Below are 23,502 nucleotides of genomic sequence, written 5' to 3'. Positions count from 1 at the left end.
TCAGTCCACCGTCACGTAATCGGGGCCGGAGTAACGGCCGGTGCTGAGCTTCTGGCGCTGCATCAGCAGGTCGTTCAGCAGGCTGGAGGCGCCGAAGCGGAACCAGTGGTTGTCCAGCCAGTCCTCGCCCGCCGTCTCGTTCACCAGGACCAGGAACTTGATGGCGTCCTTGGAGGTGCGGATGCCGCCGGCCGGCTTCACGCCGATCTGGACGCCGGTCTGCGCACGGAAGTCGCGCACCGCCTCCAGCATCAGCAGGGTGTTCGAGGGCGTGGCGTTGACCCCGACCTTGCCGGTCGACGTCTTGATGAAGTCCGCGCCCGCCAGCATCCCGAGCCAGGAGGCCCGCCGGATGTTGTCGTACGTGGACAGCTCGCCGGTCTCGAAGATCACCTTCAGCCGTGCCGTGCCGCACTCGGCCTTCACGGCGAGGATCTCCTCGTACACCTTCAGGTAACGGCCGGAGAGGAAGGCGCCGCGGTCGATCACCATGTCGATCTCGTCGGCCCCGGCGGCCACGGCGTCCCGGACGTCCGCGAGCTTCACGTCGAGCGCGGCGCGCCCGGCGGGGAAGGCGGTCGCGACGGACGCCACCTTCACACCGGAGCCGGCCAGGGCGGCGACCGCGGTCGCCGCCATGTCGGGGTAGACGCAGACCGCGGCGGTGCGCGGGGTCGTGCGGTCGGTGGGATCGGGGTTGACGGCCTTGGCGGCGAGCGCGCGGACCTTGCCCGGGGTGTCCGAGCCTTCCAGCGTCGTCAGGTCGATCATCGAGATGGCGAGGTCGATGGCGTACGCCTTGGCCGTCGTCTTGATCGAACGGGTTCCGAGCGAGGCGGCGCGCGCTTCGAGGCCGACGGCGTCGACGCCGGGCAGCCCGTGCAGGAAGCGGCGCAGCGCACTGTCGGACGCCGTCGCGTCGGCGAATGCAGGTGCAGTGGTGGGCATGGTCACCAGAGGAGCATATCTACGCGCGTAGCGGCCTGTACAGGGGCCCACGCCCTTCGCGCATCGCGCGGCTCCGGGGCGCGGGGCGCGGGAGCGTCGGGAAGCCGCCCCCGCGCCCCTTGCGCGCGTCAGGCAGAATCGGGCCCATGACGAGCCCCACGCCCCCCACCGAGCCCACCTACGCCGACCGGACCTACCGGTCGCCCGCCGGGCTGGTCGGGGGCGCCCTGCTGCTCCTGCTCATCTGCTGGATCGGCGGGGACGCCGCGCTCCGCGGCGAGGGCCGGGTGCCGTGGCTGGCGCTGGCCGGGCTGCTGACCACGATCCCGCTGGTGATCGCCTTCACCCTGCGCCCGGTGGTGTTCGCGAACGACCGGCGCATCCGGATCCGTAACCCGTTCCGCACGATCACGCTGCCGTGGACCGACGTCGCCGACGTGCGGGCCGGTTACTCCAGCGAGGTGTTCACCCAGGAGGGCACGAAGTACCAGCTCTGGGCGGTGCCGGTGTCGCTGCGGCAGCGCAAGAAGGTCGCCCGCCGGCAGTCCCGCCAGTCGGTCGAGGACCCGTACGGCAGGACGTCCGCGACCGCCGACGTGCGCGACGCCACGGCGCGGACAGCGGCCGCCGACCAGACCGTGGTGGACCTGCGGGAGCTCGCCGAGCGGGCCGGCACGACGCCCGTCGCGGGCGACGCGGTCACCTCGGTGCGCTGGGCGTACGAGGTGATCGCGCCGGCGGTGGTGGGTGTGGTGCTGCTGGTGGTACTGGCCGCGATCGGCTGAGCCGGCCTTCCGGCCGGGCCGCCCCGGCCGCTGCCCCTCCTGGAGAAGGGGCCGGCAGGCTCAGCGCCAGGGAATGTTCCGCCACGGGCTGCCTTCGCTCTCCGTCAGCAGACGGTGCGCCGTGACATTGCTCCGGTAGTAGTCGCCGTAGTCCTCGCCGTCGAACCGCAGCACACGGCCCAACGCGTACCCCGCCGAGAAGTCCTCCCAGGAGCGGTAGGCCGATCTGCTCAGCGCACCGGCGTGGACGACGGCCTGCTCCGCCTCGTGCGGAACGCAGAATCGGGCGGACAGCCCCCACCTGGCCAGATTCACCGCGCGCCCGTAGTCGTATGCGACGGTCGTGGTGACCTGGCCGTCCGGTGGCAGCAGCCCGTCCGCTCGGAACCGGGCCTCGTACCTGACGATGCGCCGTACGAGTTCCTCGATGTCCCTGACCGTGTCATGGCCCACCCCGATGTCCTGGGCGTGCCCGGCGGCCGTCTCACGCCACAGGTCCGCAGACGGCTGCTCGCCCAGCCCGGCCCTGAGCTGCTCACGCACCCGGAGTACGAAGTCAGGCTCGGCCGGACTGTTCCGCGCGTCCAGGAGGGCGTCCAACTGCTTGCGCCAGTTCGTCGGTTCGGTGATGCCCCATGAGTCGCGGAGCTGCTCCCGCTCGCGAGCGTACTCGTGGTAGGCGGTGCCCACCTCGTTCCAGGGCACGCCGTTGCCGACCGCCAGATGCGCCCCGCACGCCAGCCCGTAGGCCAGCGGACCGTGCAGCGCCCCGTGGCGCAACGCGATCAGCCGGTCGTTCCTCGGGCGGTCGTTCTCCGCGTGGTAGCGCCGCCACATCGCGCGGTGCGGGGGTGTGGCCGGGAAGAGCATCTGGGCGGGAGTGCCCGCGTTGACGGACAGCAGCTGAGAGGGATCGCGCCAGTTGTGCTCCGCCACCCACCTGAGGGAGACAGCGTGGAACACCCACACCGGATGCCACGGCGGCAGCATCCCACGGGTGAGCACCGGCCGGCAGCTCCGACCGGCCTCGTCCCGGTGCGAACGCCACGTGATCATGTCGGGCGCGGCGTCCACCTCGGACTTCGGCGCGACGATGTACAGCTCCTCGCCCGCCAGCACCCGCAGTTGGGCCTCCGCGTCACCGCGTGCCCCCGCCTCGTACAGCAGATGCTCCGTCACCGACGGCGGCACCCAGGGGACGCCGGGGGCAGGGTGGCCGGGGTAGGAGGGCAGCGGATTCATGACCATGGGATGTTCCGGTAAGGGCTGTTGGGGTCCTGCGTCAGGATCCTGTGCTGTGCGAGTGACTGCTGGTACGTCACCCCGGACGAATCCTCCGCGTCGAAGTGCATCACGCGGGCCAGCGTGTAGCCGAGCGAGAACTGCGCCCAGGAGCCGTATTCCTGCCCGGCCAGGGCGCCGATCTGCAGCACGGCCGATTCGGCTTCGCGCGGATCGCAGAGGCGGGCGCCCAGCGCGAGCCGTACGACGTTGACGGCCCGCCCGTAGTCGAAGGCGGCCAGCGTGTCGATCCGTTCGTCGGCGCCCAGTGCGCCGTCCGCGCGGAGCCTGTCCTCGTACGTGACGGCCAGCCGCAGCGCCTCATGGTCCTCGGCTGCCTCGGACGGTGAGGACTGGCGGCGCGTCAGCGCATCGGTGAGCGCGGCGGACCACTCCGGGACCGTGGGGGTCCGGCCCAGGCGCCCGGCGAGAGTGCGACGGATCCCGAGCACCGACTCGTAGGTACGGCCGACGAGCTGGGTGGTCATCAGTGCTTCGAGAGTCTCCCGGTAGGCCGCGCGGTCCAGCACTCGCCAGGGGTTGCGAAGCCGGGCGCGATCCGTCGAGTACCCGTCGTAGGTGGCACCCAGGTCGTTCCAGACGAGGCCGTTGTGCACGGCGAGATGGGTGCCGAGGGCCAGTCCGCGCGCGAGCGGGCCGTGCATCGGGCCGGCCCGATGGGTCAGCAGCAGACCCGTCTGCGGCCCCCCGGACCGTGCGTGGGCCTTCTGCCACGCCCGGCGACGTCCCGGGCCGGCTTCGAGAGTGACGGCGTACGGCGTGCCCGGATTGACTCCCAGCCACCGCACCCCGCCCGGCCAGCGGCGCGCGAGCTCGTCGAGGCCGGTCGCCTCGAACACCCACTCCGGGTGCCAGGGCGGCAAGGTGCCGGAGGTCAGCACGGTGACACACCGTCGGCCCGGCGTCACGGGATCCGGCTGCGCGACGAGCGGGGGAGCGTAGCCGGGAGTGTCCGCGTGCAGCCGGGGGACGAGCACGTAGAGCCTGCTCCTGGCCAGGGCGTCCAGCACCGCGTCCCGGTTGCCGGCCGCTGCCGTCTCGTGGAGCAGCCGCTCAGTCTCGGTCGGCGGCCCCCACCCGGACGTGGGCACCCCTGCCCCCGGCACACCTGTCTCCGTCGTCCCTGTTCCCCTCGTCACGGTGGGATCCTACGGAACACCCCGGGCGGCCGATCCGGTGACCTGGGCGACGCCCCTGCGAAGGCTGCACCGCCGTGGCTGTCAGGGTGTTTTGAGGAGGTCGCGGAGATTGCCGACGAGCGCGTGGATGTTGCGTTCGGGGATGGCGGCTGTGGCTTCGGGCGTGCGTGTGGGGGTGCGGCAGTCCTGGCAGAGGCCGTCGGGGAGCGCTTCGGGGCGGCCGGGGGTGCCGCATTCGGTGCATTCGACCAGGAGGCGTCGGGGTGACGTCTCGGGTGTCCGGGCGGTGGGCAGTTGGGGCGGCATCTTGTCGCGGAGGCGGCGGCGGAGGAACCCGACGGGCGAGTCGACGCGTTCGGGGAGCCCGGCGGTGAGGGCCTGGGTGAGGTACTCGGTGTTCACGCCCCGGTCGAGCCAGGCTGCGGCGTGCTCCTCCAGGGTGGTGCAGTCGGCGGCGGAGAGGGCGAGGCGGGGGTCGTCGCGGCCGAGTCGGGCGAGGGTCAGGTAGGCGGGGGAGTGCTGCTCGGGGGCCCGTTGCGGTGGTACGGATGTGGCCTGGGCGGGGAGGGGCGAGGCGGGGAGGGCAGCAGCGGGGGTCTCGGTCGGCACCCAGGGCGGTGGCGGCGGTGCGTCGGCGACCACGTCCGACGGTGCGGGCGGGTGCTCCGCGGCGCTGAGGAATGCGTTCCACCACTCGTTGTCGCGGGCGCTGCGGGACCAGTAGGTGCGGGTGACCCAACGGACCTGGTCGCCACTGGCGGCGGGGCAGCGCACGTGCCGCAGATACCCGGCGACCCCCAAGGCCCTCAGTGCGCTTGCGACGGCCATCTGCCCGTACAGGGGCAGGTTCTTGGCGAGTGACTTGATGTCCATGGCCGCACCGTCGGGGAGCTTGTCGACGTACCCGGCGATGAAGCGCTCCCGCTCGGGCAGCAGCGAGAAGTCGTCCGGTCGGGGCGGGGCCTGGTGGGGCGCGGTCCGCTTGCCGTAACCGGGATTGGCCCTGGCGTACGGGGGTGAGCCCTCGGGCGCGCACAGGGCGGAGCTAAGGTTCTGGGTAGCCACGAGATCGCTCTTTTCGATCTTGGGGTGAGACCCCGGCCGGTGCGTTCAACACCGCGTCGGGGTCGTTACGTTGAGGGCACGGTAAGCAGGCATGACGCTGCGCCGCAAGTCGGTCACAAATTGTCATACTTGCTCGTCGGGACGGGTCGGGGAGGGAGGGGAGGATTCCCCAAACCCCTTCTTTTCCCTACCGGTTGTACAACACCGCTCGAATCCCGGACCTCGCATCCCGGCCCTCGAATCCCGAAGCTCAAGCGCCGGGCCGGCGCCCGAGCCCGTATCCACGAACGGGTGAACGTTGCCGTCCCGGCGCTCGGACCCCGAGCTCCGAGGCCCGAGCTCCGGGCCAGGGCGAGCTGAGGGGTGGCCGGGGTGGATCTCCGGGTGTCTGTCCGGGGACCCAGGGACCCAGTACGTCGTACAGCGCGGCGGCATCGGTATTGGTATCGGCATCGGAGAGCATCGCGTCAGAGTTCCCGCGCGGACGACTGCCCCAACCCGGTATCGGCGGTCAGGGCTTGGAATCCGCCTCCGCCGCGTCCGCTTCCGCGACCTCGGGCACTCCACCGCCACTCGACGTCGCTACTGCCGTCAGGCGGTTCAGCCCAAGTACGGCTTCTCGCGTTGTTCCAGGAAGTGCTGGAGCCTGAGTCGTTGGGTGTGGTGCATCGGCAACTGCTCGATCTCTTCCAGTGGCACGAACCGGAGTTCGGTGGACTCGTCGGAGATCTTCAGTTGGCCGCCGGTGATGTGGGCGGTGAAGCAGACGTTGAACTGGCGGCGGACCTCGCCGTCGGTGTAGGCGATGATGTGTTTCGGGTCGGTGTAGGTGCCGACCATGCCGGTGATCTCGACGTCGAGGCCGGTTTCTTCCTTGACTTCGCGGATGGCCGTGCCGGGCAGGGAGTCGGTGAGGTCCATGCCTCCGCCGGGCAGGGCCCACAGGTCGTTGTCGCGGCGGCGCTGGAGGAGGATCCGCCCGTGGTCGTCGGTGACGACGGCGGATGCGGCGACCACCATGCTGTTCGGCTTGGGCGCGCTGGGGTCGTCGTAGTACTCGGTGCGGGCCACGGTCAGCCTTCCTGTTGCGCGTATCTGCTCCCGTGTCAGATCCCGGCCGCGGCCGCCAGGTCCCGCTTGATGCCTTCGAGCAGTTCCGTGCCCTTCGCGCGGGCGGCGGGCAGTCCGGCCGCCGTGGCGACGGGCACCACGACCTCCAGGTAGCACTTGAGCTTCGGCTCGGTGCCGCTCGGGCGGACGATCACCCGGGCGCCTTCCAGGTGGTAGCGGAGCCCGTCGGTGGGCGGCAGCTGTTCGGTGCCGTGCGACAGGTCCTCGGCCGAGGTGACGGCGAGTCCGGCGAGCGCGGTCGGCGGCTGCTCGCGCAGGCGTCGCATGGCGTCCGCGATGACGGAGAGGTCCTCGACCCGGACCGACAGCTGGTCGGTGGCGTGCAGCCCGTGCTCGACGGCGAGGTCGTCCAGCAGGTCCAGGAGCGTGCGGCCCTGCTCCTTGAGTACGGAGGCGAGTTCGGCGACCAGCAGCGCGGCCGTGATGCCGTCTTTGTCGCGTACGCCGTCGGGGTCGACGCAGTAGCCGAGCGCCTCCTCGTAGCCGTACCGCAGGCCCTCCACCCGGGCGATCCACTTGAAGCCGGTGAGCGTCTCCTCGTAGCCCAGTCCCGCCTTCTCGGCGATCCTGCCGAGGAGGGAGGACGACACGATCGACTCGGCGAGGACGCCGGTGACGCCGCGACGGACGAGGTGGGCGGCGAGCAGCGCGCCGACCTCGTCGCCCCGCAGCATCCGCCAGCCGCCGTCGGCCGCCGGGTCCGGGACGGCGACGGCGCAGCGGTCGGCGTCCGGGTCGTTGGCGATGATGATGTCGGGGTCCGAGCGGCGTGCGGTCGCGAAGGCGAGATCCATCGCGCCGGGCTCTTCCGGGTTGGGGAAGGCGACGGTGGGGAACGCGGGGTCGGGTTCGGCCTGCTCGGCGACGAGGACCGGGGCGGGGAAGCCAGCCCGGTCGAAGGCGGCGGTGAGCACGGACGTGCCGACGCCGTGCATCGCCGTGTACACGACGCGGGCGGTACGCGGCGAACCCGTGGCCAGTACCGCGTCCGTACGCGCCAGGTACGCGTCCAGCACCTCGTCGCCGAGGATCTCCCAGCCGTCTTCGGGGCGGGGCACGGTGTCCAGCGGGCCGACCGCGGCGATCGCGGCGGCGATCTCGCCGTCCGCCGGGGGCACGATCTGCGAGCCGTCGCCGAGGTACACCTTGTAGCCGTTGTCGCGCGGCGGGTTGTGGCTCGCGGTCACTTCGACGCCGGCGACGGCACCCAGATGCCTTATGGCGTACGCCAGTACGGGGGTGGGGAGCGGGCGGGGGAGCACCGCTGCCCGCAGGCCGGCGCCGGTCATCACCGCCGCGGTGTCGCGGGCGAAGTCGGTGGACTTGTAGCGCGCGTCGTAGCCGATGACGACGAGGCCGCCGGCCTGTCCCTGGTCCTTCAGGTACGCGGCGAGCCCGGCGGCGGCGCGGATGACCACGGCGCGGTTCATCCGCATCGGTCCGGCGCCCAGCTCACCGCGCAGGCCCGCGGTGCCGAACTGGAGGGTGCCGGCGAAGCGGGTGGTGAGCTCGTCGATGTCCTCGGAGTCGATGAGCTTGGCGAGCTCGTCGCGGGTGTCGGGGTCGGGGTCCTCGGTGAGCCAGGTCCTGGCCTGCGTGATGAGGTCCTGCTGCACGGGGTCCGCCTTCCGGGGCTGTTGTGGTGTGCGGGTGCTGTCGCGGGGGTGGGTCGCGGGGTCCGGGCGCGGGTCGGGGTGCGCCTGCGGCGGGCCTGTTCCCCTACCCGCCCCTTCCCGAACCTGGGGCTCCGCCCCAGACCCCGCGCCTCAAACGCCGGCGGGGCTGGGTGGGGCGGCGGGGCTGGTTGTGGCCGGGCTGCGTGGGTGTGGCGGGGGCCGGGTGTGGCCGGGGCGGGTGGGTGTGGCTGGGGCTGGGTGTGGCCGGGCCCGGTGGGTGTGGCGGGGCTGATGAGACCGACGGGCTGGATGCGCCCGGCTGGGCTGGGTGAGAGCGCCGGGCGGCCGGGTGGGTGTGGCTGGGTGAGGGCGGCCTGCGCCGGGCGTGGCGGGCCGGGTGAGCGGCCCGCCCCCGTGACCGGCCGCCCTCACCGTCAGATTCGGTCCAGCACCCGGGCCAGCAGCGAGCCCATTCGGGTTGCCGAGTCGCGGCCTGCCTGGAGCACCTCTTCGTGGTTCAGCGGTTCGCCGCTCAGGCCCGCGGCGAGGTTCGTCACCAGTGAGAGGCCCAGCACCTCGGCGCCCGCCTCGCGGGCCGCGATGGCCTCCAGCACGGTGGACATGCCGACCAGGTCGCCGCCCATCACGCGGACCATGTTGATCTCGGCCGGCGTCTCGTAGTGCGGGCCGGGGAACTGCACGTACACGCCCTCTTCGAGGGTCTCGTCGATCTCCTTGCACAGCGCCCGCAGCCGCGGCGAGTACAGGTCGGTCAGGTCGACGAAGTTGGCGCCGATGATCGGCGACGCCGCCGTGAGGTTGATGTGGTCGCTGATCAGGACCGGCTGCCCGGGGCGCATGCCCTCGCGCAGCCCGCCGCAGCCGTTCGTCAGGATGACGGTCTTGCAGCCCGCAGACACAGCGGTACGCACCCCGTGTGCCACGGCGGCGACGCCGCGGCCCTCGTAGTAGTGCGTGCGGCCCAGGAAGACCAGGGCGCGCTTCTCGCCGATCAGGTACGAGCGGATCGTGCCGCCGTGCCCCTGGACGGCGGGGGCCGGGAAACCGGGCAGGTCGGTCACCGGGAACTCGGCCTCCGGAATGCCGAGCGCATCGCCCGCGGGTGCCCAGCCGGAGCCCATCACGAGGGCGACGTCGTGGGTCTCGGCACCGGTCAGCTCGCGCAGGCGGGCGGCGGCGTCGGCAGCGGCGGCGTGCGGGTCGCCCTGGATGTGGTCCGGAATAACTGATGCGTTCACGCGGATGAGCGTAACCGCTGATTCCCTACGCGCGTAGATGTTCCCGTACAGAGTCTCACGGCGCCCGTTCGTGTGTTCGTACAGACTTCCCGGAGAAAACGCAGCTCGCAGCCGCCGCGCGGCCTCAGCAGGGGCGCTTGCGGAGCTCCATCACATAGTCGTGCGGGGCGCCCGCGGAGTCGGCCGCGTCGGCGATCTCGCCCAGGTAGCGGGCGGACGGCAGCCCGCCCTCGTACCCGTTCAGCACGTACATCCAGGCCGGTTCCTCGCCGTCCAGGGTGTGTACCCGGACCCGCATCCGCCGGTAGATGTCGAGGCCGACACCCTCCCAGCGGTCCATGGAGTCCTCGTCCATCGGAGCCAGGTCGTACAGGGCGACGAAGACCTGGGAGCGCGGCGCCTCGACCACCGTGGCCAGCGCGCCCTCCCAGCCCATCTGCTCACCGCCGAACGTCAGCCGCCAGCCGTTCAGCCAGCCGGTTCCGCGCAGCGGCGAGTGCGGTGCGCGGCGCGTCATCAGCCGCGCGTCGAGGTTGCCGGCGTACGCGGCGTAGAGCGACATGGGGTCGAGGGTACGGGAGGTGGCCCCGGGAGCGTCGATTCCTGTGAGGAAGACGCCCTCCCGGTGGGTCCGCCCCGGCGGGCCCGTCCCCGCCCAGCAGGCCCGGCGCACGTATGGAGGGCCCCGGGGCGAAGCACCTTGGCGCGTGCGGGACAATGAAGTACGTACTGCATTCACCCGGGGCGACCCCCCGGACCCCCGGCCGGGGCAGCGATGGCCGCGGGACGAAACGCGAGGCGGACTTTTCGTGACCCGGATCGTGATCATCGGCGGCGGACCCGGCGGGTACGAGGCGGCATTGGTCGGCGCCCAGCTCGGCGCGGAGGTGACCGTCGTCGACTGCGACGGACTCGGCGGCGCGAGCGTACTCACCGACTGCGTGCCCTCGAAGACCCTGATCGCGACGGCAGAGGTGATGACCACCTTCGACTCCTCGTACGAGGAGCTCGGCATCATCGTCGCGGACGACACGCCGCACATAGAGCAGGCGGCGCGCGTGGTCGGCGTCGACCTGGGCAAGGTCAACCGACGGGTGAAGCGCCTGGCGCTCGCCCAGTCCCACGACATCACCGCATCCGTCACCCGTGCGGGTGCGCGGGTGATGCGCGGACGTGGCCGGCTGGAGGGACTGCAGGCCGCCGACGGCTCCCGCCAGGTCGTGGTGACCGCGGCCGACGGCACGGAGGAGACGCTCTCCGCCGACGCCGTGCTGATCGCGACCGGTGGTCACCCCCGCGAGATCCGGACGCGCTCCCCGACGGCGAGCGGATCCTGAACTGGACGCAGGTCTACGACCTCGACGAGCTCCCCGAGGAGCTCATCGTGGTCGGCTCGGGTGTCACGGGCGCGGAGTTCGCCGGCGCCTACCAGGCCCTCGGCTCCCGCGTCACCCTCGTCTCCTCCCGGGACCGGGTGCTGCCGGGCGAGGACCCGGACGCGGCCGCCGTCCTGGAGGACGTCTTCCGGCGCCGCGGCATGAACGTCATGGCCCGCTCCCGTGCCCAGTCCGCCAAGCGGGTCGGCGACCGCGTCGAGGTCACCCTCGCCGACGGCCGGGTCATCTCCGGCTCGCACTGCCTGATGGCGGTCGGCGCGATCCCGAACAGCGCGGGCATGGGCCTGGAGGAGGCCGGGGTCCGGCTCAAGGACTCGGGCCACATCTGGACCGACAAGGTGTCCCGCACCAGCGCACCGGGTGTCTACGCGGCCGGTGACGTCACCGGGATCTTCGCGCTCGCCTCGGTCGCCGCGATGCAGGGCCGGATCGCGATGTACCACTTCCTCGGCGACGCGGTGACCCCGCTGAACCTGAAGACGGTCTCCTCGAACGTCTTCACCGACCCGGAGATCGCCACGGTCGGCTACAGCCAGGCCGACGTCGACGGGGGCAAGATCGACGCCCGCGTGGTCAAGCTGCCGCTGCTGCGCAACCCGCGCGCCAAGATGCAGGGCATCAGGGACGGCTTCGTCAAAATACTCTGCCGGCCCGGTACCGGCATCGTGGTCGGCGGCTGTGTCGTCGCGCCGCGGGCGAGCGAGCTGATCCACCCCATCTCGATCGCGGTCGACAACAATCTGACGGTGGAACAGATCGCAAACGCCTTCACTGTGTATCCGTCCCTGTCGGGATCGATCGCGGAAGTGGCCCGTCAGTTGCACACCCGTAAGCAGGCGGGCGAGGCCTAGCAGGCCGCCGGGAACCCGGCATTCCCCGGTAACCCCGGCAACTCAGGCGGTCCGACGACCGTCCGCGATCAGGAGAGAACAACAACGGGGCCGCCTATACCACTTGGCGGCCCCTTGTGTGTACATCTTCTGCAATTCGGCGCAAACTGCTGAAAACTCTCGGGTGGTCACGTTACTGTCAGTTTCGTGTTCGCTGCAGAACGTCGTCAGTTGATCCTCGAAATGGTGCGCGCCAACGGGGCAGTATCGCTCCGTGAGCTCGCCCGCGTCGTCCAGACCTCCGAAGTGACCGTACGGCGGGACGTGCGGGCACTGGAGGCAGAAGGACTCCTCGACCGCCGGCACGGCGGTGCGGTTTTGCCGGGCGGTTTTACGCGGGAGTCCGGCTTTCCGCAGAAATCCCATCTCGCCACCGCGGAGAAAACGGCCATCGCCGACCTGGCCGCCGGCCTCGTCGAAGAGGGCGAGGCCATCGTGGTCGGCGCCGGTACGACCACGCAGGAGCTGGCCCGCCGGCTCGCGAGGGTCCCCGGTCTGACCGTGGTCACCAACTCACTGCTGGTCGCCCAGGCGTTGGCCCATGCCAACCGGGTGGAAGTGGTGATGACCGGGGGCACCCTGCGCGGTTCCAACTACGCCCTGGTGGGCAGTGGGGCCGAGCAGTCGCTCCAGGGGCTGCGGGTCTCGCGGGCATTCCTGTCCGGGAGCGGGCTCACCGCCGAACGCGGACTCTCCACGTCCAACATGCTCTCCGCGAGTGTGGACCGGGCGCTGGTGCAGGCCGCCGGGGAGGTGGTGGTCCTGGCGGACCACACCAAGCTCGGCGCCGACACCATGTTCCAGACGGTGCCGACGGACCTCATCACCCGTCTGGTGACGGACGAACCGGCCGCGCACGACGACCGTGCGGCGGCGGAGCTGCAGGCCCTGGCCGACCAGGGGGTGCAGATCGCGGTGGCCGGCGCCGGAGGCGCCCCGTCCTCGGCCGATCCAGGGCCGCCCGGCCGGGCGGCCCGTCGCGACATGCCCCTGCCGGGGCAGCGCCGCACGCACGGGAGCGGGCCGCAGCCGTTGCGGGGGGCGGCGGTGCTGGCGGAGCAGAGCCAGGGGGACCGGGCGAGGGTGGCGGACCTGCGGCGGCGGTAGCGGTTTCGGGGGCGCTGCCCCCGGAACCCGCTCCTCAATCGCCGGATGGGCTTGATTGTGCCGCCCGCAGCCCCTGCACCGTGAGCGTCAGCAACCGCCCCGCCAGCCCCGGATCGTCCGGCGACTGCTCCGCGGCCAGCGCGATGGCGTTCGTCAGCTGCATCAGATCGTCGATGGACACATCCGGTCGCACCGCCCCGCCCGCCCGCGCACGGGCCAGCAGCACCGAACCCGCCTCGCGCAGCGGCACATTGCACCGGGACAGTGCCGAAGTCTCGTCCCGGCACGTCGACATGAGCGCCTGGGCCAGCCCGCGGTACTCACCCGCATGAGTGATGATCGCGCCCAGCCACTCCACCAGACCGTCGCACGGCCGCTCCGCCGCGGCCAGCTCGCGGGAGCGGGCGATCAGGTCGGCCACCGCCTCCTGGAAGACGGCGCTCATCAGCGCGTGCCGGGTGGGGAAGTGGCGGTACAGCGTGCCGATCCCCACGCCCGCGCACCGCGCGATGTCCTCCAGGGACGCGGTCGTGCCGTGTTCCGCGAAGGCGGTACGGGCCTCGGCCAGCAGCCGGTCGTAGTTGCGGCGCGCGTCGGCACGCATGGGCCGGGCCGGTGTCCGTGCCGTGCTCATCGCCATTGCGCAGTCCTTCCTGATGCCGCTCCTGGGGTCCAGGATGCCATCGCGCATCCGGAGGGCCCTCCGTTGCGGGCCTGCGGCCAATGGCCGGCGCCCCTGTCACGTCGTACGACATGACAGGGGCGCCGGTGGAACAGGTGCGGCGAGGATCAGTCCTTGATCTCGCAGATGGCGGCGCCGGAGGAGATGGAGCTGCCGACCTCGGCGGCCAGGCCCTTGATGGTCCCGGCGCGGTGGGCGTTGAGGGGCTGTTCCATCTTCATGGCTTCCAGGACGACGATGAGGTCGCCTTCCTTGACCTCCTGGCCCTCTTCCACCGCGATCTTCACGATGGTGCCCTGCATCGGGGAGGCGAGGGTGTCGCCGGAGGCCGCGGAGCCGGACTTCTTGGCGGCGCGGCGCTTGGGCTTGGCGCCGGCGGCGAGGCCGGTGCGGGCCAGGCTCATGCCGAGCGAGGAGGGCAGTGAGACCTCCAGGCGCTTGCCGCCGACCTCGACGACGACGGTCTCGCGGCCGGACTCCTCGTCCGCGTCCGCGTCGGCGGGTGCGGCGAAGGCCGGGATCTCGTTGACGAACTCCGTCTCGATCCAGCGGGTGTGGATGCGGAACGGGTCGGCGGTGAACGCCGGGTCGGCGACGACGGCGCGGTGGAAGGGGATGGCGGTGGCCATGCCCTCGACGGTGAACTCGGCCAGCGCACGGGCCGCGCGCTGCAGGGCCTGCTCACGGGTCGCGCCGGTCACGATCAGCTTGGCGAGCAGGGAGTCCCAGGCCGGGCCGATGACGGAGCCGGACTCGACGCCCGCGTCCAGGCGGACGCCCGGGCCCGAGGGCGGGGCGAACAGGGTGACGGTGCCGGGGGCGGGCAGGAAGCCGCGGCCCGGGTCCTCGCCGTTGATCCGGAACTCGAAGGAGTGACCGCGCATCTGCGGGTCGTCGTAGCCGAGCTCCTCGCCGTCGGCGATGCGGAACATCTCGCGCACGAGGTCGATGCCGGTGACCTCCTCGGTGACCGGGTGCTCGACCTGCAGGCGGGTGTTGACCTCCAGGAAGGAGATCGTGCCGTCCGTGCCGACGAGGAACTCGACCGTGCCGGCGCCGACGTAGCCGGCCTCCTTCAGGATCGCCTTGGACGCCGCGTACAGCTCGGCGTTCTGCGCGTCGGAGAGGAACGGCGCGGGGGCCTCCTCCACCAGCTTCTGGTGGCGGCGCTGCAGCGAGCAGTCACGGGTGGAGACGACGACCACGTTGCCGTGGGAGTCGGCCAGGCACTGGGTCTCCACGTGCCGCGGCTTGTCGAGGTAGCGCTCCACGAAGCACTCCCCGCGGCCGAACGCGGCGACGGCCTCACGGACCGCGGAGTCGTACAGCTCCGGGATCTCCTCCAGCGTGCGGGCCACCTTCAGACCGCGCCCGCCGCCACCGAAGGCGGCCTTGATCGCGATCGGCAGCCCGTGCTGCTCGGCGAAGGCGACGACCTCGGCGGAACCCTCGACCGGGTCCGGGGTGCCGGCGACCAGGGGTGCGCCGGCGCGCTGGGCGATGTGGCGGGCGGCGACCTTGTCGCCGAGGTCCCGGATGGCCTGCGGCGGCGGGCCGATCCACGTCAGACCGGCGTCGAGCACGGCCTGGGCGAACTCGGCGTTCTCCGACAGGAATCCGTATCCCGGGTGGATGGCGTCCGCTCCGGAGTCCTTGGCAGCCTGGAGCACCTTGGCCATGTCCAGATAGCTGGCGGCCGGGGTGTCACCGCCCAGAGCGAATGCCTCGTCGGCCGCACGCACATGCAGAGCGTCACGGTCCGGGTCTGCGTAGACGGCCACGCTCCCGATTCCCGCGTCCCGGCAGGCCCGAGCAACACGGACAGCAATTTCGCCACGGTTGGCGATGAGCACCTTGCGCACGATGGCTCCCTCCTTGAAACAAGCTGAGTTTAGGGACAACCGACACGGTCCTACGACCCGTCCCCAATGGTGAGCTTGCCCACACGGAGTGTGATTCGAGGCTTGCTCGAGTCGCGAAATCCCTTGTGGCACCACGGTACGCCGGGATGCATAACCGCACAGTAGCCACGAGGTGTGGTCCAGGTCTCTGTCGGTACGGGCAGCGACGCCCGGTGATTCTTTGTGGGGTTCCTACTAACGCACGCCGGATTCTTTGCGCGACGCACGCGGGCGCGTACAACAGGGCCGTTTGCCGGATGCCGGCCGGGGTGAAGGTGGCCGAACCCCTTGTCCGGAGGATTACCGGTTAGTAGGGTCCGCGCTATCGCACGTACTGCAGGTAACAGGGGGTGGGTGACATGGTGCGCCGGACGGTGGCTTTCATAGCCGCGATCGTGCTCTTCGCGGAAGCCGTGGGCATCGTGATCATCAACGGCGTCCTGGCGACCGTCGTGAAGGGCCAGGACATGTCCATGGCCGGGATGGATCCCGGCGCCATGGCCAACGGCACCTGGGTGATGGGCGGGGTCTCCGGGCTGTTCCTGCTGGTGTGCGGAGTGCTGCTCCTGCTGGCCGGCATCCGTGACCGGGCGCCGGGCCGGGTCGCCCGGATCGTGCTCATCTGCTGCGCCGTCATCCACGGCGTGCTGGGCGCGCTGACGGTGGGTCTGGTCGGCTGGTCCGCCTTCGTGTTCATGATGGTGGTGCTCGCCCTGATCGTGCTGACCCTGGTGGCGTACGGGACCGGACCCGAGGAGCCGGCCGCCGGGGCGGAGTCCGGACAGCCGTCGGCCCCGGCCGCGGCCTGAGCGAACAGGCCCTGGGCGAGCACCGGCGGCGGCGTGGAGGCCCTCAGACCCACAGCTCGGTGACGGAGATCCCCAGCTCGCCCAGCAGCCGCCGCAGCAGCGGCAGCGAGAGCCCGATCACGTTGCCCGGGTCGCCGTCGATGGAGTCCACGAACGGCGCCGAGCGCCCGTCGAGGGTGAAGGCGCCCGCCACGTGGAGCGGTTCGCCCGAGGCGACGTAGGCGGCGATCTCGGCGTCCGTCGGCTCACCGAAGCGGACCGTCGTGGACGCGGTCGCGGAGACGGTCCGTCCGGTCGCGGTGTCGGTCAGGCTGTGTCCGGTCTGCAGCACCCCGGCCCGTCCCCGCATGGACTTCCAGCGCGACGTGGCCTCCTCGGCGTCGGCCGGTTTGCCCAGCGCCTCGCCGTCGAGTTCGAGCACCGAGTCGCACCCGATGACCAGGGCTCCCGCGACCTCCGGACGCCCGGCCACGACCGCGGCCTTGGCCTCGGCGAGAACCAGTGCCAGCTCGGCCGGTGTGGGGGCGCTCAGCGCGTCCTCGTCCACCCCGCTGACGATCACCTCGGGCGCGAACCCGGCCTGCCGCAACAGACCGAGGCGGGCGGGTGAGGCGGAGGCGAGCACGAGGCGGCGGGGCGCGGGATCAGTCATGCGGGCCATCGTACAAACGAGCCGCACCCGCGGCCTGCCCCCGTTCCTGGGCCGCGGAGGGCCTTCGGCGCGCTCACCGCGTCCCGAGTACGAACATGGCGACCACCATCGCCAGTGCAAGCACCAGCCCCGCGCGCCGCATCATGTCCTGGGCGTCGCGAAGCTCTTTCGGAGGCTTGTTCTCGGGATCGGACCACAGCATGCGTCCGATCCTGCTGCGCGGGCCGCGACGGCGCCTGAGTACGCGTACTCAACCCCCCTGCGCGGATGGACCAGATCCTTCCGGTACGTGCCGGAGGCCCGGACCCCGCAAGGGATCCGGGCCTCCGGGGACATTCCGCGACTACCCCGGCCAGTACGTACGCGCCCAGGCGCGCGGCCCCGGCAGATGACGGCCGCGCCGGGCCAGCCGGCCCGGGTCGGACCACTGTGCGGGCAGCTCGGGCGCGCCCGACGACACGGCGGACGCCGCTGCGGCGCGCGCCTGGACGACCGCCAGTGCGGCGGCCAGCTCCTCCGGGGTCGGGTTGCCCCGTACGACCTTGATCATGGTCAGGACCCTTTCTAGAGAGGGATGTTGCCGTGCTTCTTCGGCGGGAGCGACTCCCGCTTGGTCCGCAGCTGCCGCAGTCCCTTGACGATGTGGGCGCGGGTCTCGGAGGGCATGATCACGGCGTCGACGTAGCCGCGTTCTGCTGCGACGTAGGGGTTGAGGAGGGCGTCCTCGTAGTCGGCGATCAGCTCGGCGCGAGTGGCGTCCTGGTCCTCGGCCGCGGCGATGGTGCGGCGGTGCAGGATGTTGACCGCGCCCTGGGCGCCCATCACGGCGATCTGCGCGGTGGGCCAGGCGAGGTTGATGTCGGCGCCCAGGTGCTTGGAGCCCATGACGTCGTAGGCGCCGCCGAACGCCTTGCGGGTGATCACCGTGATCAGCGGGACGGTCGCCTCCGCGTACGCGTAGATCAGCTTCGCGCCGCGGCGGATGATGCCGCCGTACTCCTGGTCGACGCCGGGCAGGAAGCCGGGGACGTCGACGAAGGTCAGCACCGGCACGTTGAAGGCGTCGCAGGTGCGGACGAAGCGTGCGGCCTTCTCGGAGGCGTTGATGTCCAGGCAGCCGGCGAACTGCATGGGCTGGTTGGCGACGATGCCGACGGGGTAGCCCTCGACGCGGCCGAAGCCGGTGAGGATGTTCGGTGCGAACAGGGCCTGGGTCTCCAGGAACTCGCCGTCGTCCAGCACGTGCTCGATCGCGGTGTGCATGTCGTAGGGCTGGTTCGCCGAGTCGGGGATGAGCGTGTCGAGCTCGCGGTCCTCGTCGGTGCTCGCCAGGTCGGCTTCCTCGGGGAAGGCGGGGGCCTCGGAGAGGTTGTTCGAGGGGAGGTAGGACAGCAGCGACTTGACGTAGTCGATGGCGTCCTTCTCGTCGCCGGCCATGTGGTGGGCGACGCCGGAGGTGGTGTTGTGGGTGCGGGCGCCGCCGAGGTCCTCGAAGCCGACGTCCTCGCCGGTGACGGTCTTGATGACGTCGGGTCCGGTGATGAACATGTGTGAGGTCTGGTCGACCATGACCGTGAAGTCGGTGATCGCGGGGGAGTAGACGGCGCCGCCGGCGCAGGGGCCGACGATCAGTGAGATCTGCGGGATGACGCCGGAGGCGTGGACGTTGCGGCGGAAGATCTCCGCGAAGAGGCCGAGGGCGGCCACGCCTTCCTGGATGCGGGCGCCGCCGCCGTCGTTGATGCCGATGACCGGACAGCCGGTCTTCAGCGCGAAGTCCATCACCTTGACGATTTTCTCACCGTAGACCTCGCCGAGCGAGCCGCCGAAGATGGTGAAGTCCTGCGAGTACACGCAGACGGGGCGGCCGTCGACGGTGCCGTATCCGGTGACGACGCCGTCGCCGTAGGGGCGGTTCTTCTCGATCCCGAAGTTCGTCGAGCGGTGCCGGGCGAATTCGTCGAGTTCCACGAAGGAACCCTCGTCGAGCAGCAGATCGACCCGCTCGCGCGCGGTCAACTTGCCCTTCGCGTGCTGCTTTTCCACCGCGCGCGCGGACCCTGCGTGGGTCGCCTCCTCGGTACGGCGCTGCAGGTCCGCGAGCTTGCCCGCGGTGGTGTGGATGTCGATCTCTGCCGGCTCGGACATCGGGTGGCGGCTCCCTGCCTGGTCACGGGGACGACTGTGCTGCTGATCAGCGGATGAACAGCTACTGACCCGTAGCGTATCGGCGCGGATACGGTTCGGCAGTGCGTCGTTTGACACACCTAGGGTGGCTTGCATGACACCTTCGGATGCGTCACACAGCCGTTGGTCGGACCTGGACCGGCCGCCCCTGAACGTCCCCGCGCTGCGCCGCGGACTGCTGCGTCCCGGCGGGCTGTGGACGGCGCTCGACGTCGTGGACAGCACCGGGTCCACCAACTCCGATCTCGCCGCGCGCGCGGCCGGGCTCACCGAGGGCACGGTCCTGGTGGCCGAGGAGCAGACCGCCGGGCGGGGACGCCTCGACCGGACCTGGACCGCCCCCGCCCGCTCGGGCCTGTTCTTCTCCGTCTACCTGGCCCCGGGCGCCGTACCGGTGCAGCGGTGGGGCTGGCTGCCGCTGCTCGCGGGCGTCGCCGCGGCGGCCGGCCTGGCGAAGTCGGCGGGCGTCGACGTGGCGCTGAAGTGGCCCAACGACCTGCTGGTCCGGATCCCCGACGACTCCGACTCCGACGAGCCCGGTCCGGGGGAGACCCCGTCGGGCGAGGAACGCAAGACCGGCGGAATCCTGGCCGAACGGGCCGGGGACGGGGTCGTCATCGGCATCGGCCTCAACGTCTCGCTGCGCGCGGACGAGCTGCCCGCCCCCACGGCCGCCTCGCTGGCCCTGGCCGGCGCGGTCTCCACGGACCGCGAGACGCTGCTGAGGGGCGTGCTGCGCTCGCTGGAGCAGTGGTACGGGCGCTGGCGCGCGGCGGACGGCGACGCGGCGGCCAGCGGGCTGCAGGAGGCCTACGCGGCCGCCTGCGCGACCCTCGGGCGGACGGTGCGGGCCCAGCTGCCGGGCGAGCGCACGCTCACCGGGGAGGCGGTGGCGATCGACGGCGACGGGCGGCTGGTCCTGTCCACCGGCGACGGCCTCCAGGAACCGGTCTCGGCGGGCGACATCGTGCATCTGCGGGGGGCCGGGGGCGGGCTCACCTGAGCGGGGCGGGCGGCGCGCCGGGCGCGGGGCGGTGTGCGCGGTCCGGGCGCGTCCGTACGGCGCCCGGTTCCCGGCCGCCGTAGGGCCTCGGCGGGCCCCGGGCCCATGTGCGCCCGGTGGGTCCGTTGTGCCGGGCGGGTTGAATTTCGCGGCACCCGGTATCCGGGTGACCTGGGGACGTGAGGTAGGGCACACCTGCCGTATCGTTGAGGCGATCCACCGACAGATCGGCAGGGCAGTGCGCAGGGAACGGGCAGGAGGCGGCTGGTGACCGTCGACGACACGACCTCCGGCGATGGCACACAGCCCCCGTCGGGCTCCTCGGTCCACGCGACACCGCATCACGAAGTCGACCACACGGCGGAACCGAGCGACGATCCCCTCGCGATCCGGCTGGAACAGCTGATCCTGGGTGCCGACCGGCGCTACACCCCGTTCCAGGCCGCCAGGACCGCGGGCGTCTCCATGGACCTGGCCTCCCGCTTCTGGCGGGCCATGGGCTTCGCCGACATCGGACAGGCAAAGGCGCTCACCGAGGCTGATGTCCTCGCACTGCGCCGGCTCGCCGGTCTCGTCGAGGCGGGGCTGCTCAGCGAGCCGATGGCGATCCAGGTCGCCCGGTCCACCGGACAGACCACCGCCCGGCTGGCGGAGTGGCAGATCGACTCCTTCCTGGAAGGCCTCACCGAGCCGCCCGAACCCGGTATGACCCGCACCGAGGTCACCTACCCGCTGGTCGAACTGCTCCTGCCGGAGCTGGAGGAATTCCTGGTGTACGTGTGGCGGCGCCAGCTCGCCGCCGCCACCGGCCGGGTCGTGCAGGCCGCGGACGACGAGGAAATGGTCGACCGGCGCCTGGCCGTCGGCTTCGCCGACCTCGTCGGGTTCACCCGGCTGACCCGGCGCCTGGAGGAGGAGGAGCTCGGCGAGCTCGTCGAGTCCTTCGAGACCACCTGCGCCGACCTCGTCGCCGCGCACGGCGGCCGGCTCATCAAGACCCTCGGCGACGAGGTCCTCTTCGCCGCCGACGACGCGGGCACCGCATCCGAGATCGCGCTGCGCCTCATCGAGGCGATGACCCTGGACGAGACGATGCCGGCGCTGCGCGTCGGCATCGCGTTCGGCACGGTCACCACCCGGATGGGCGATGTCTTCGGCACCACCGTGAACCTCGCCAGCCGGCTCACCTCGATAGCTCCGAAGGACGCCGTCCTGGTGGACGGGGCGTTCGCCAAGGAGCTGACCCGTACCGGCGACGCCCCCGCCTCCGAGGCCCAGGCCGCGGAGGAGGCCGCTGCCGCCGCCGAGCGGGCCGAGAAGGAGGGCGCGGACGGCGCCGAGCCGGCTCCCGTGCCCAAGTACCGCTACGGGCTGCAGCCGATGTGGCAGCGCCCGGTGCGCGGCCTCGGCATCGTCGAACCGTGGCTGCTGGCGCGTCGCGGCACTTCCTGACCTGCCCCTGACCGGACTCCGGGGGTGCGGTCTAGGCTCCCTCCGGTAACGCTCGTTAACCGGAGGGGTGCAGTCATGACCGTCACGTCCGAGCAGCGGTTCGGGGAATTCGTCGTCGTACGGAGTCACGAGGGCCTGGAGCACGTCGCCGAGCTGGTGCTCGACCGGCCGCGGGCCATGAACGCGGTGTCCACGGACATGGCCCGCTCGATCGGCGCCGCCTGCGCCGCTCTCGCCGCCGATCCGGAGGTACGGGTCACCGTCCTCACCTCCAGTCACGAGCGGGCCTTCTGCGTGGGCGCGGACCTCAAGGAGCGGAACTCCTTCACCGATGCCGAGCTGGTGCGCCAGCGGCCCACCGCACGCGCCGCCTACACCGGTGTGCTCGAACTGCCGATGCCGACGGTCGCGGCGGTGCACGGCTTCGCGCTCGGCGGCGGATTCGAGCTGGCCCTGTCCTGCGACCTGATCGTCGCCGACCGGACCGCACTGGTGGGCCTGCCCGAGGTCTCGGTCGGCGTCATCCCGGGCGGCGGCGGCACCCAGCTGCTGCCGCGCCGGATCGGGGCGGCGCGCGCCGCCGAGCTGATCTTCACGGCGCGCCGGGTGGAGGCGGCCGAGGCCCGGGAGCTGGGCCTGGTCGACGAACTGGTGGCGGAGGGTGAGGACCGGACCGAGGCGCTGGCGCTCGCCGGCCGGATCGCGGCCAACTCGCCGGTGGGGCTGCGGGCGGCCAAGCGGGCGCTGCGGCTCGGGCACGGGCTCGATCTGCGGGCGGGCCTGGAGGTGGAGGACTCCGCGTGGCGGTCGGTGGCCTTCTCCGGCGACCGGGCGGAGGGCGTGGCCGCGTTCAACGAGAAGCGGAAGCCGAACTGGCCCGGCGAGTGACGCAGGGTGACCGTTCGGTGCGGCAATGGGCATGAACCGGACTGCGAACTGATCAAAACATCGCATATCTACATAAGCTGGAGCGATGGGTGGTGATGATGCGCGGCTGCGGGCCGTGGTTTCGCTTGCGCAGGCGATGGCGGCGGCGCCCACCCCGCGGGGGTGCTGGCGAGCGGCCGCGCTGGGGGCCTGCGAGGCGCTGGGCGGCAGCTTCGCCGCGCTGTCGGTCTGGGAGCGCGGGCGCGGGCGGCTGCGGGTCCTGGTGAACGCGGGCCTGCGGGCCGAGGGGGAGGAGGAGTTCCCCGACGAGGAGGTGTATCCGGTGCACCAGTTCCCGGAGATCACCGAATTCCTCCATGAGCGCTGGGCCGGGGTGGTGAGCCGGACGCCTGGGTGGAGACCGCCGCGGGCCCGGTGGAGCCGGAGCCCGCGGGTGAGGCGCGCGGGCCGAGGTGGCGGGTACGCACGGTTACGGGCCCGGTTACTGCCACCAGCGGGTGGCGGCCCTGCGCCGGCGGGGGCGCGGCTGCTGCGTGGTCGCGCCGATCGTGCTGCACGGACGGGCCTGGGGCGAGCTCTATGTGGCGCGTCCGGTGGGGGAGCCGGTGTTCGGGCGGCGGGACGCGGACTTCGCCACCGTGCTGGCCGCCGTCGTGGCCGCCGGGATCTCCCAGACCGAGCGTCTGGAGGAGGTGCGCAAACTGGCCTTCACCGACCCGCTGACCGGCCTCGCCAACCGGCGCGCCGTCGACATGCGGCTGGACGAGGCGGTGGAGCGCCACCGGGCGGACGGATCGGTGGTGAGCCTGGTCGTCTGTGACCTGAACGGTCTGAAGCGGGTCAACGACACCCACGGCCACGCGGTCGGCGACCGTCTGCTGGAACGTTTCGGCTCGGTGCTGTCCCGATGCGGCGCCATACTGCCCGGCGCCCTTTCGGCCAGGCTCGGCGGGGACGAGTTCTGCCTGCTGGCTCTGGGGCCCGGGGCGGACGAGGTGATCGCGGTGGCCACCGAGCTCTGTGAGCGGTCGGCCGAGCTGGAGTTCGGCAACGGGGTCGCCTGCGGGATCGCCTCGACCGGCGACCCGATCGGGCCGGTGGTCTCGGCGCGGCGGCTGTTCCGGCTCGCGGACGCGGCCCAGTACCGGGCGAAGGCGGCCCGCTCGGTGCGGCCCGTGGTGGCCGGGCGCGACGGCGAGGTGATCCGGCTGGCCGACTCCCCGCCGAAATCCGCCCACGACCGTCGCCGGCTGCGCGGCAACAGTCCCTGAGGCGCGTGACCGGATCGG

Annotated in this window: 20 protein-coding genes and 2 pseudogenes; 8 read left to right on the top strand and 14 right to left on the bottom strand. The window is 71.8% G+C overall.

The features are described from left to right. Entirely contained in the window at nucleotides 1–948 is a 948-nt protein-coding gene (gene deoC, locus LNW71_RS10590; protein ID WP_250968020.1) for a deoxyribose-phosphate aldolase, read from the bottom strand. A 146-nt stretch (nucleotides 949–1,094) separates the two neighbouring features. Here deoC and LNW71_RS10585 point away from each other — a divergent pair, with 146 nt between their 5' ends. After that, nucleotides 1,095–1,733, top strand: a complete 639-nt coding sequence (locus LNW71_RS10585) for a PH domain-containing protein (RefSeq protein WP_250968019.1) — start codon at nucleotides 1,095–1,097, stop codon at nucleotides 1,731–1,733. A gap of 60 nt (nucleotides 1,734–1,793) precedes the next feature. On the opposite strand, the gene LNW71_RS10580 is transcribed toward LNW71_RS10585, so the two are convergent. The 7 genes from LNW71_RS10580 to LNW71_RS10550 form a co-directional block, all read right to left on the bottom strand. Beyond that, nucleotides 1,794–2,981, bottom strand: a complete 1,188-nt coding sequence (locus LNW71_RS10580) for a DUF1266 domain-containing protein (RefSeq protein ID WP_250968018.1) — start codon at nucleotides 2,979–2,981, stop codon at nucleotides 1,794–1,796. Continuing rightward, nucleotides 2,972–4,174, bottom strand: a complete 1,203-nt coding sequence (locus LNW71_RS10575; protein WP_308294474.1) for a DUF1266 domain-containing protein — start codon at nucleotides 4,172–4,174, stop codon at nucleotides 2,972–2,974. Before LNW71_RS10575 ends, LNW71_RS10580 begins: the two co-directional genes overlap by 10 nt. Before the next feature lie 81 nt (nucleotides 4,175–4,255). Beyond that, the gene (locus tag LNW71_RS10570; RefSeq protein WP_250968017.1) at nucleotides 4,256–5,239 is read right to left on the bottom strand and encodes a MarR family transcriptional regulator; all 984 of its coding nucleotides are present in this window, start codon (nucleotides 5,237–5,239) and stop codon (nucleotides 4,256–4,258) included. Nucleotides 5,240–5,839: 600 nt separating this feature from the next. Continuing rightward, complete coding sequence (locus LNW71_RS10565) at nucleotides 5,840–6,310, bottom strand: NUDIX domain-containing protein (RefSeq protein ID WP_250968016.1); 471 nt, start codon at nucleotides 6,308–6,310, stop codon at nucleotides 5,840–5,842. 35 nt (nucleotides 6,311–6,345) lie between these two features. Further along, a complete protein-coding gene (locus LNW71_RS10560; protein WP_250968015.1) occupies nucleotides 6,346–7,986 on the bottom strand; it encodes a phospho-sugar mutase in 1,641 nt (546 codons plus the stop codon). A 434-nt stretch (nucleotides 7,987–8,420) separates the two neighbouring features. Beyond that, complete coding sequence (locus LNW71_RS10555; protein WP_250968014.1) at nucleotides 8,421–9,245, bottom strand: purine-nucleoside phosphorylase; 825 nt, start codon at nucleotides 9,243–9,245, stop codon at nucleotides 8,421–8,423. Between the two features lie 124 nt (nucleotides 9,246–9,369). Then, the gene (locus LNW71_RS10550; RefSeq protein WP_024490113.1) at nucleotides 9,370–9,807 is read right to left on the bottom strand and encodes a gamma-glutamylcyclotransferase; all 438 of its coding nucleotides are present in this window, start codon (nucleotides 9,805–9,807) and stop codon (nucleotides 9,370–9,372) included. Between the two features lie 247 nt (nucleotides 9,808–10,054). Here LNW71_RS10550 and LNW71_RS10545 point away from each other — a divergent pair. Together LNW71_RS10545 and LNW71_RS10540 are read left to right on the top strand one after the other, a co-directional pair. Then, nucleotides 10,055–11,493: pseudogene (locus LNW71_RS10545) on the top strand (NAD(P)H-quinone dehydrogenase). A gap of 186 nt (nucleotides 11,494–11,679) precedes the next feature. Further along, entirely contained in the window at nucleotides 11,680–12,639 is a 960-nt protein-coding gene (locus LNW71_RS10540) for a DeoR/GlpR family DNA-binding transcription regulator (RefSeq protein ID WP_308294473.1), read from the top strand. Nucleotides 12,640–12,673: 34 nt separating this feature from the next. Here LNW71_RS10540 and LNW71_RS10535 read toward each other — a convergent pair whose 3' ends face one another. After that, nucleotides 12,674–13,279: a TetR family transcriptional regulator gene (locus LNW71_RS10535; RefSeq protein WP_250971960.1), complete on the bottom strand. Its 606-nt coding sequence runs from the start codon at nucleotides 13,277–13,279 to the stop codon at nucleotides 12,674–12,676. A 149-nt stretch (nucleotides 13,280–13,428) separates the two neighbouring features. Then, a complete protein-coding gene (locus LNW71_RS10530) occupies nucleotides 13,429–15,183 on the bottom strand; it encodes a biotin carboxylase N-terminal domain-containing protein (protein WP_250968013.1) in 1,755 nt (584 codons plus the stop codon). A 398-nt stretch (nucleotides 15,184–15,581) separates the two neighbouring features. On the opposite strand from LNW71_RS10530, the gene LNW71_RS10525 reads away from it, so the two are divergent. Next, nucleotides 15,582–16,031 (top strand): hypothetical protein, encoded by a 450-nt coding sequence (locus tag LNW71_RS10525; protein WP_250968012.1) that lies wholly within the window; start codon nucleotides 15,582–15,584, stop codon nucleotides 16,029–16,031. A 43-nt stretch (nucleotides 16,032–16,074) separates the two neighbouring features. Here the strand turns inward: LNW71_RS10525 and LNW71_RS10520 are convergent, their stop codons facing one another. The 4 genes from LNW71_RS10520 to LNW71_RS10510 all read right to left on the bottom strand — a co-directional run bounded on the left by LNW71_RS10520 (nucleotide 16,075) and on the right by LNW71_RS10510 (nucleotide 18,831). Beyond that, nucleotides 16,075–16,692: a nucleoside triphosphate pyrophosphatase gene (locus tag LNW71_RS10520; RefSeq protein WP_250968011.1), complete on the bottom strand. Its 618-nt coding sequence runs from the start codon at nucleotides 16,690–16,692 to the stop codon at nucleotides 16,075–16,077. Between the two features lie 64 nt (nucleotides 16,693–16,756). Then, nucleotides 16,757–16,885, bottom strand: coding sequence for a morphogenic membrane protein MmpB (mmpB, locus tag LNW71_RS36115; protein ID WP_093900106.1), 129 nt, complete (start codon nucleotides 16,883–16,885; stop codon nucleotides 16,757–16,759). A 141-nt stretch (nucleotides 16,886–17,026) separates the two neighbouring features. Further along, the gene (locus LNW71_RS10515) at nucleotides 17,027–17,233 is read right to left on the bottom strand and encodes an acyl-CoA carboxylase epsilon subunit (RefSeq protein WP_250968010.1); all 207 of its coding nucleotides are present in this window, start codon (nucleotides 17,231–17,233) and stop codon (nucleotides 17,027–17,029) included. A gap of 14 nt (nucleotides 17,234–17,247) precedes the next feature. Beyond that, nucleotides 17,248–18,831: an acyl-CoA carboxylase subunit beta gene (locus tag LNW71_RS10510; protein WP_250968009.1), complete on the bottom strand. Its 1,584-nt coding sequence runs from the start codon at nucleotides 18,829–18,831 to the stop codon at nucleotides 17,248–17,250. 133 nt (nucleotides 18,832–18,964) lie between these two features. Here LNW71_RS10510 and LNW71_RS10505 point away from each other — a divergent pair, with 133 nt between their 5' ends. From LNW71_RS10505 to LNW71_RS10490, 4 genes and pseudogenes are all read left to right on the top strand, one after another. Then, nucleotides 18,965–19,873, top strand: coding sequence for a biotin--[acetyl-CoA-carboxylase] ligase (locus LNW71_RS10505; protein WP_250968008.1), 909 nt, complete (start codon nucleotides 18,965–18,967; stop codon nucleotides 19,871–19,873). A 267-nt stretch (nucleotides 19,874–20,140) separates the two neighbouring features. Continuing rightward, a complete protein-coding gene (locus LNW71_RS10500) occupies nucleotides 20,141–21,325 on the top strand; it encodes an adenylate/guanylate cyclase domain-containing protein (RefSeq protein ID WP_250968007.1) in 1,185 nt (394 codons plus the stop codon). A gap of 75 nt (nucleotides 21,326–21,400) precedes the next feature. Further along, complete coding sequence (locus LNW71_RS10495) at nucleotides 21,401–22,213, top strand: enoyl-CoA hydratase/isomerase family protein (protein WP_250968006.1); 813 nt, start codon at nucleotides 21,401–21,403, stop codon at nucleotides 22,211–22,213. 85 nt (nucleotides 22,214–22,298) lie between these two features. Continuing rightward, nucleotides 22,299–23,484 (top strand): annotated as a pseudogene (locus LNW71_RS10490) (diguanylate cyclase domain-containing protein). The last annotated feature ends 18 nt before the right edge of the window (nucleotides 23,485–23,502 follow it).

The sequence above is a fragment of the Streptomyces sp. RKAG290 genome (genome assembly GCF_023701695.1).
Classification (GTDB): domain Bacteria; phylum Actinomycetota; class Actinomycetes; order Streptomycetales; family Streptomycetaceae; genus Streptomyces.
Note: the sequence above shows the minus strand (reverse complement) of the source record. Positions and strands in the feature narration are given on the sequence as shown.

Bases quoted from the DNA above. Each gene is read 5' to 3' on its own strand.
- deoC (WP_250968020.1), bottom strand. From the start codon at position 948: ATGCCCACCACTGCACCTGCATTCGCCGACGCGACGGCGTCCGACAGT.
- LNW71_RS10585 (WP_250968019.1), top strand. From the start codon at position 1,095: ATGACGAGCCCCACGCCCCCCACCGAGCCCACCTACGCCGACCGGACC.
- LNW71_RS10580 (WP_250968018.1), bottom strand. From the start codon at position 2,981: ATGGTCATGAATCCGCTGCCCTCCTACCCCGGCCACCCTGCCCCCGGC.
- LNW71_RS10550 (WP_024490113.1), bottom strand. From the start codon at position 9,807: ATGTCGCTCTACGCCGCGTACGCCGGCAACCTCGACGCGCGGCTGATG.
- LNW71_RS10535 (WP_250971960.1), bottom strand. From the start codon at position 13,279: ATGGCGATGAGCACGGCACGGACACCGGCCCGGCCCATGCGTGCCGAC.
- LNW71_RS10525 (WP_250968012.1), top strand. From the start codon at position 15,582: ATGGTGCGCCGGACGGTGGCTTTCATAGCCGCGATCGTGCTCTTCGCG.
- LNW71_RS10520 (WP_250968011.1), bottom strand. From the start codon at position 16,692: ATGGCCCGCATGACTGATCCCGCGCCCCGCCGCCTCGTGCTCGCCTCC.
- mmpB (WP_093900106.1), bottom strand. From the start codon at position 16,885: ATGCTGTGGTCCGATCCCGAGAACAAGCCTCCGAAAGAGCTTCGCGAC.
- LNW71_RS10515 (WP_250968010.1), bottom strand. From the start codon at position 17,233: ATGATCAAGGTCGTACGGGGCAACCCGACCCCGGAGGAGCTGGCCGCC.
- LNW71_RS10510 (WP_250968009.1), bottom strand. From the start codon at position 18,831: ATGTCCGAGCCGGCAGAGATCGACATCCACACCACCGCGGGCAAGCTC.
- LNW71_RS10505 (WP_250968008.1), top strand. From the start codon at position 18,965: ATGACACCTTCGGATGCGTCACACAGCCGTTGGTCGGACCTGGACCGG.
- LNW71_RS10495 (WP_250968006.1), top strand. From the start codon at position 21,401: ATGACCGTCACGTCCGAGCAGCGGTTCGGGGAATTCGTCGTCGTACGG.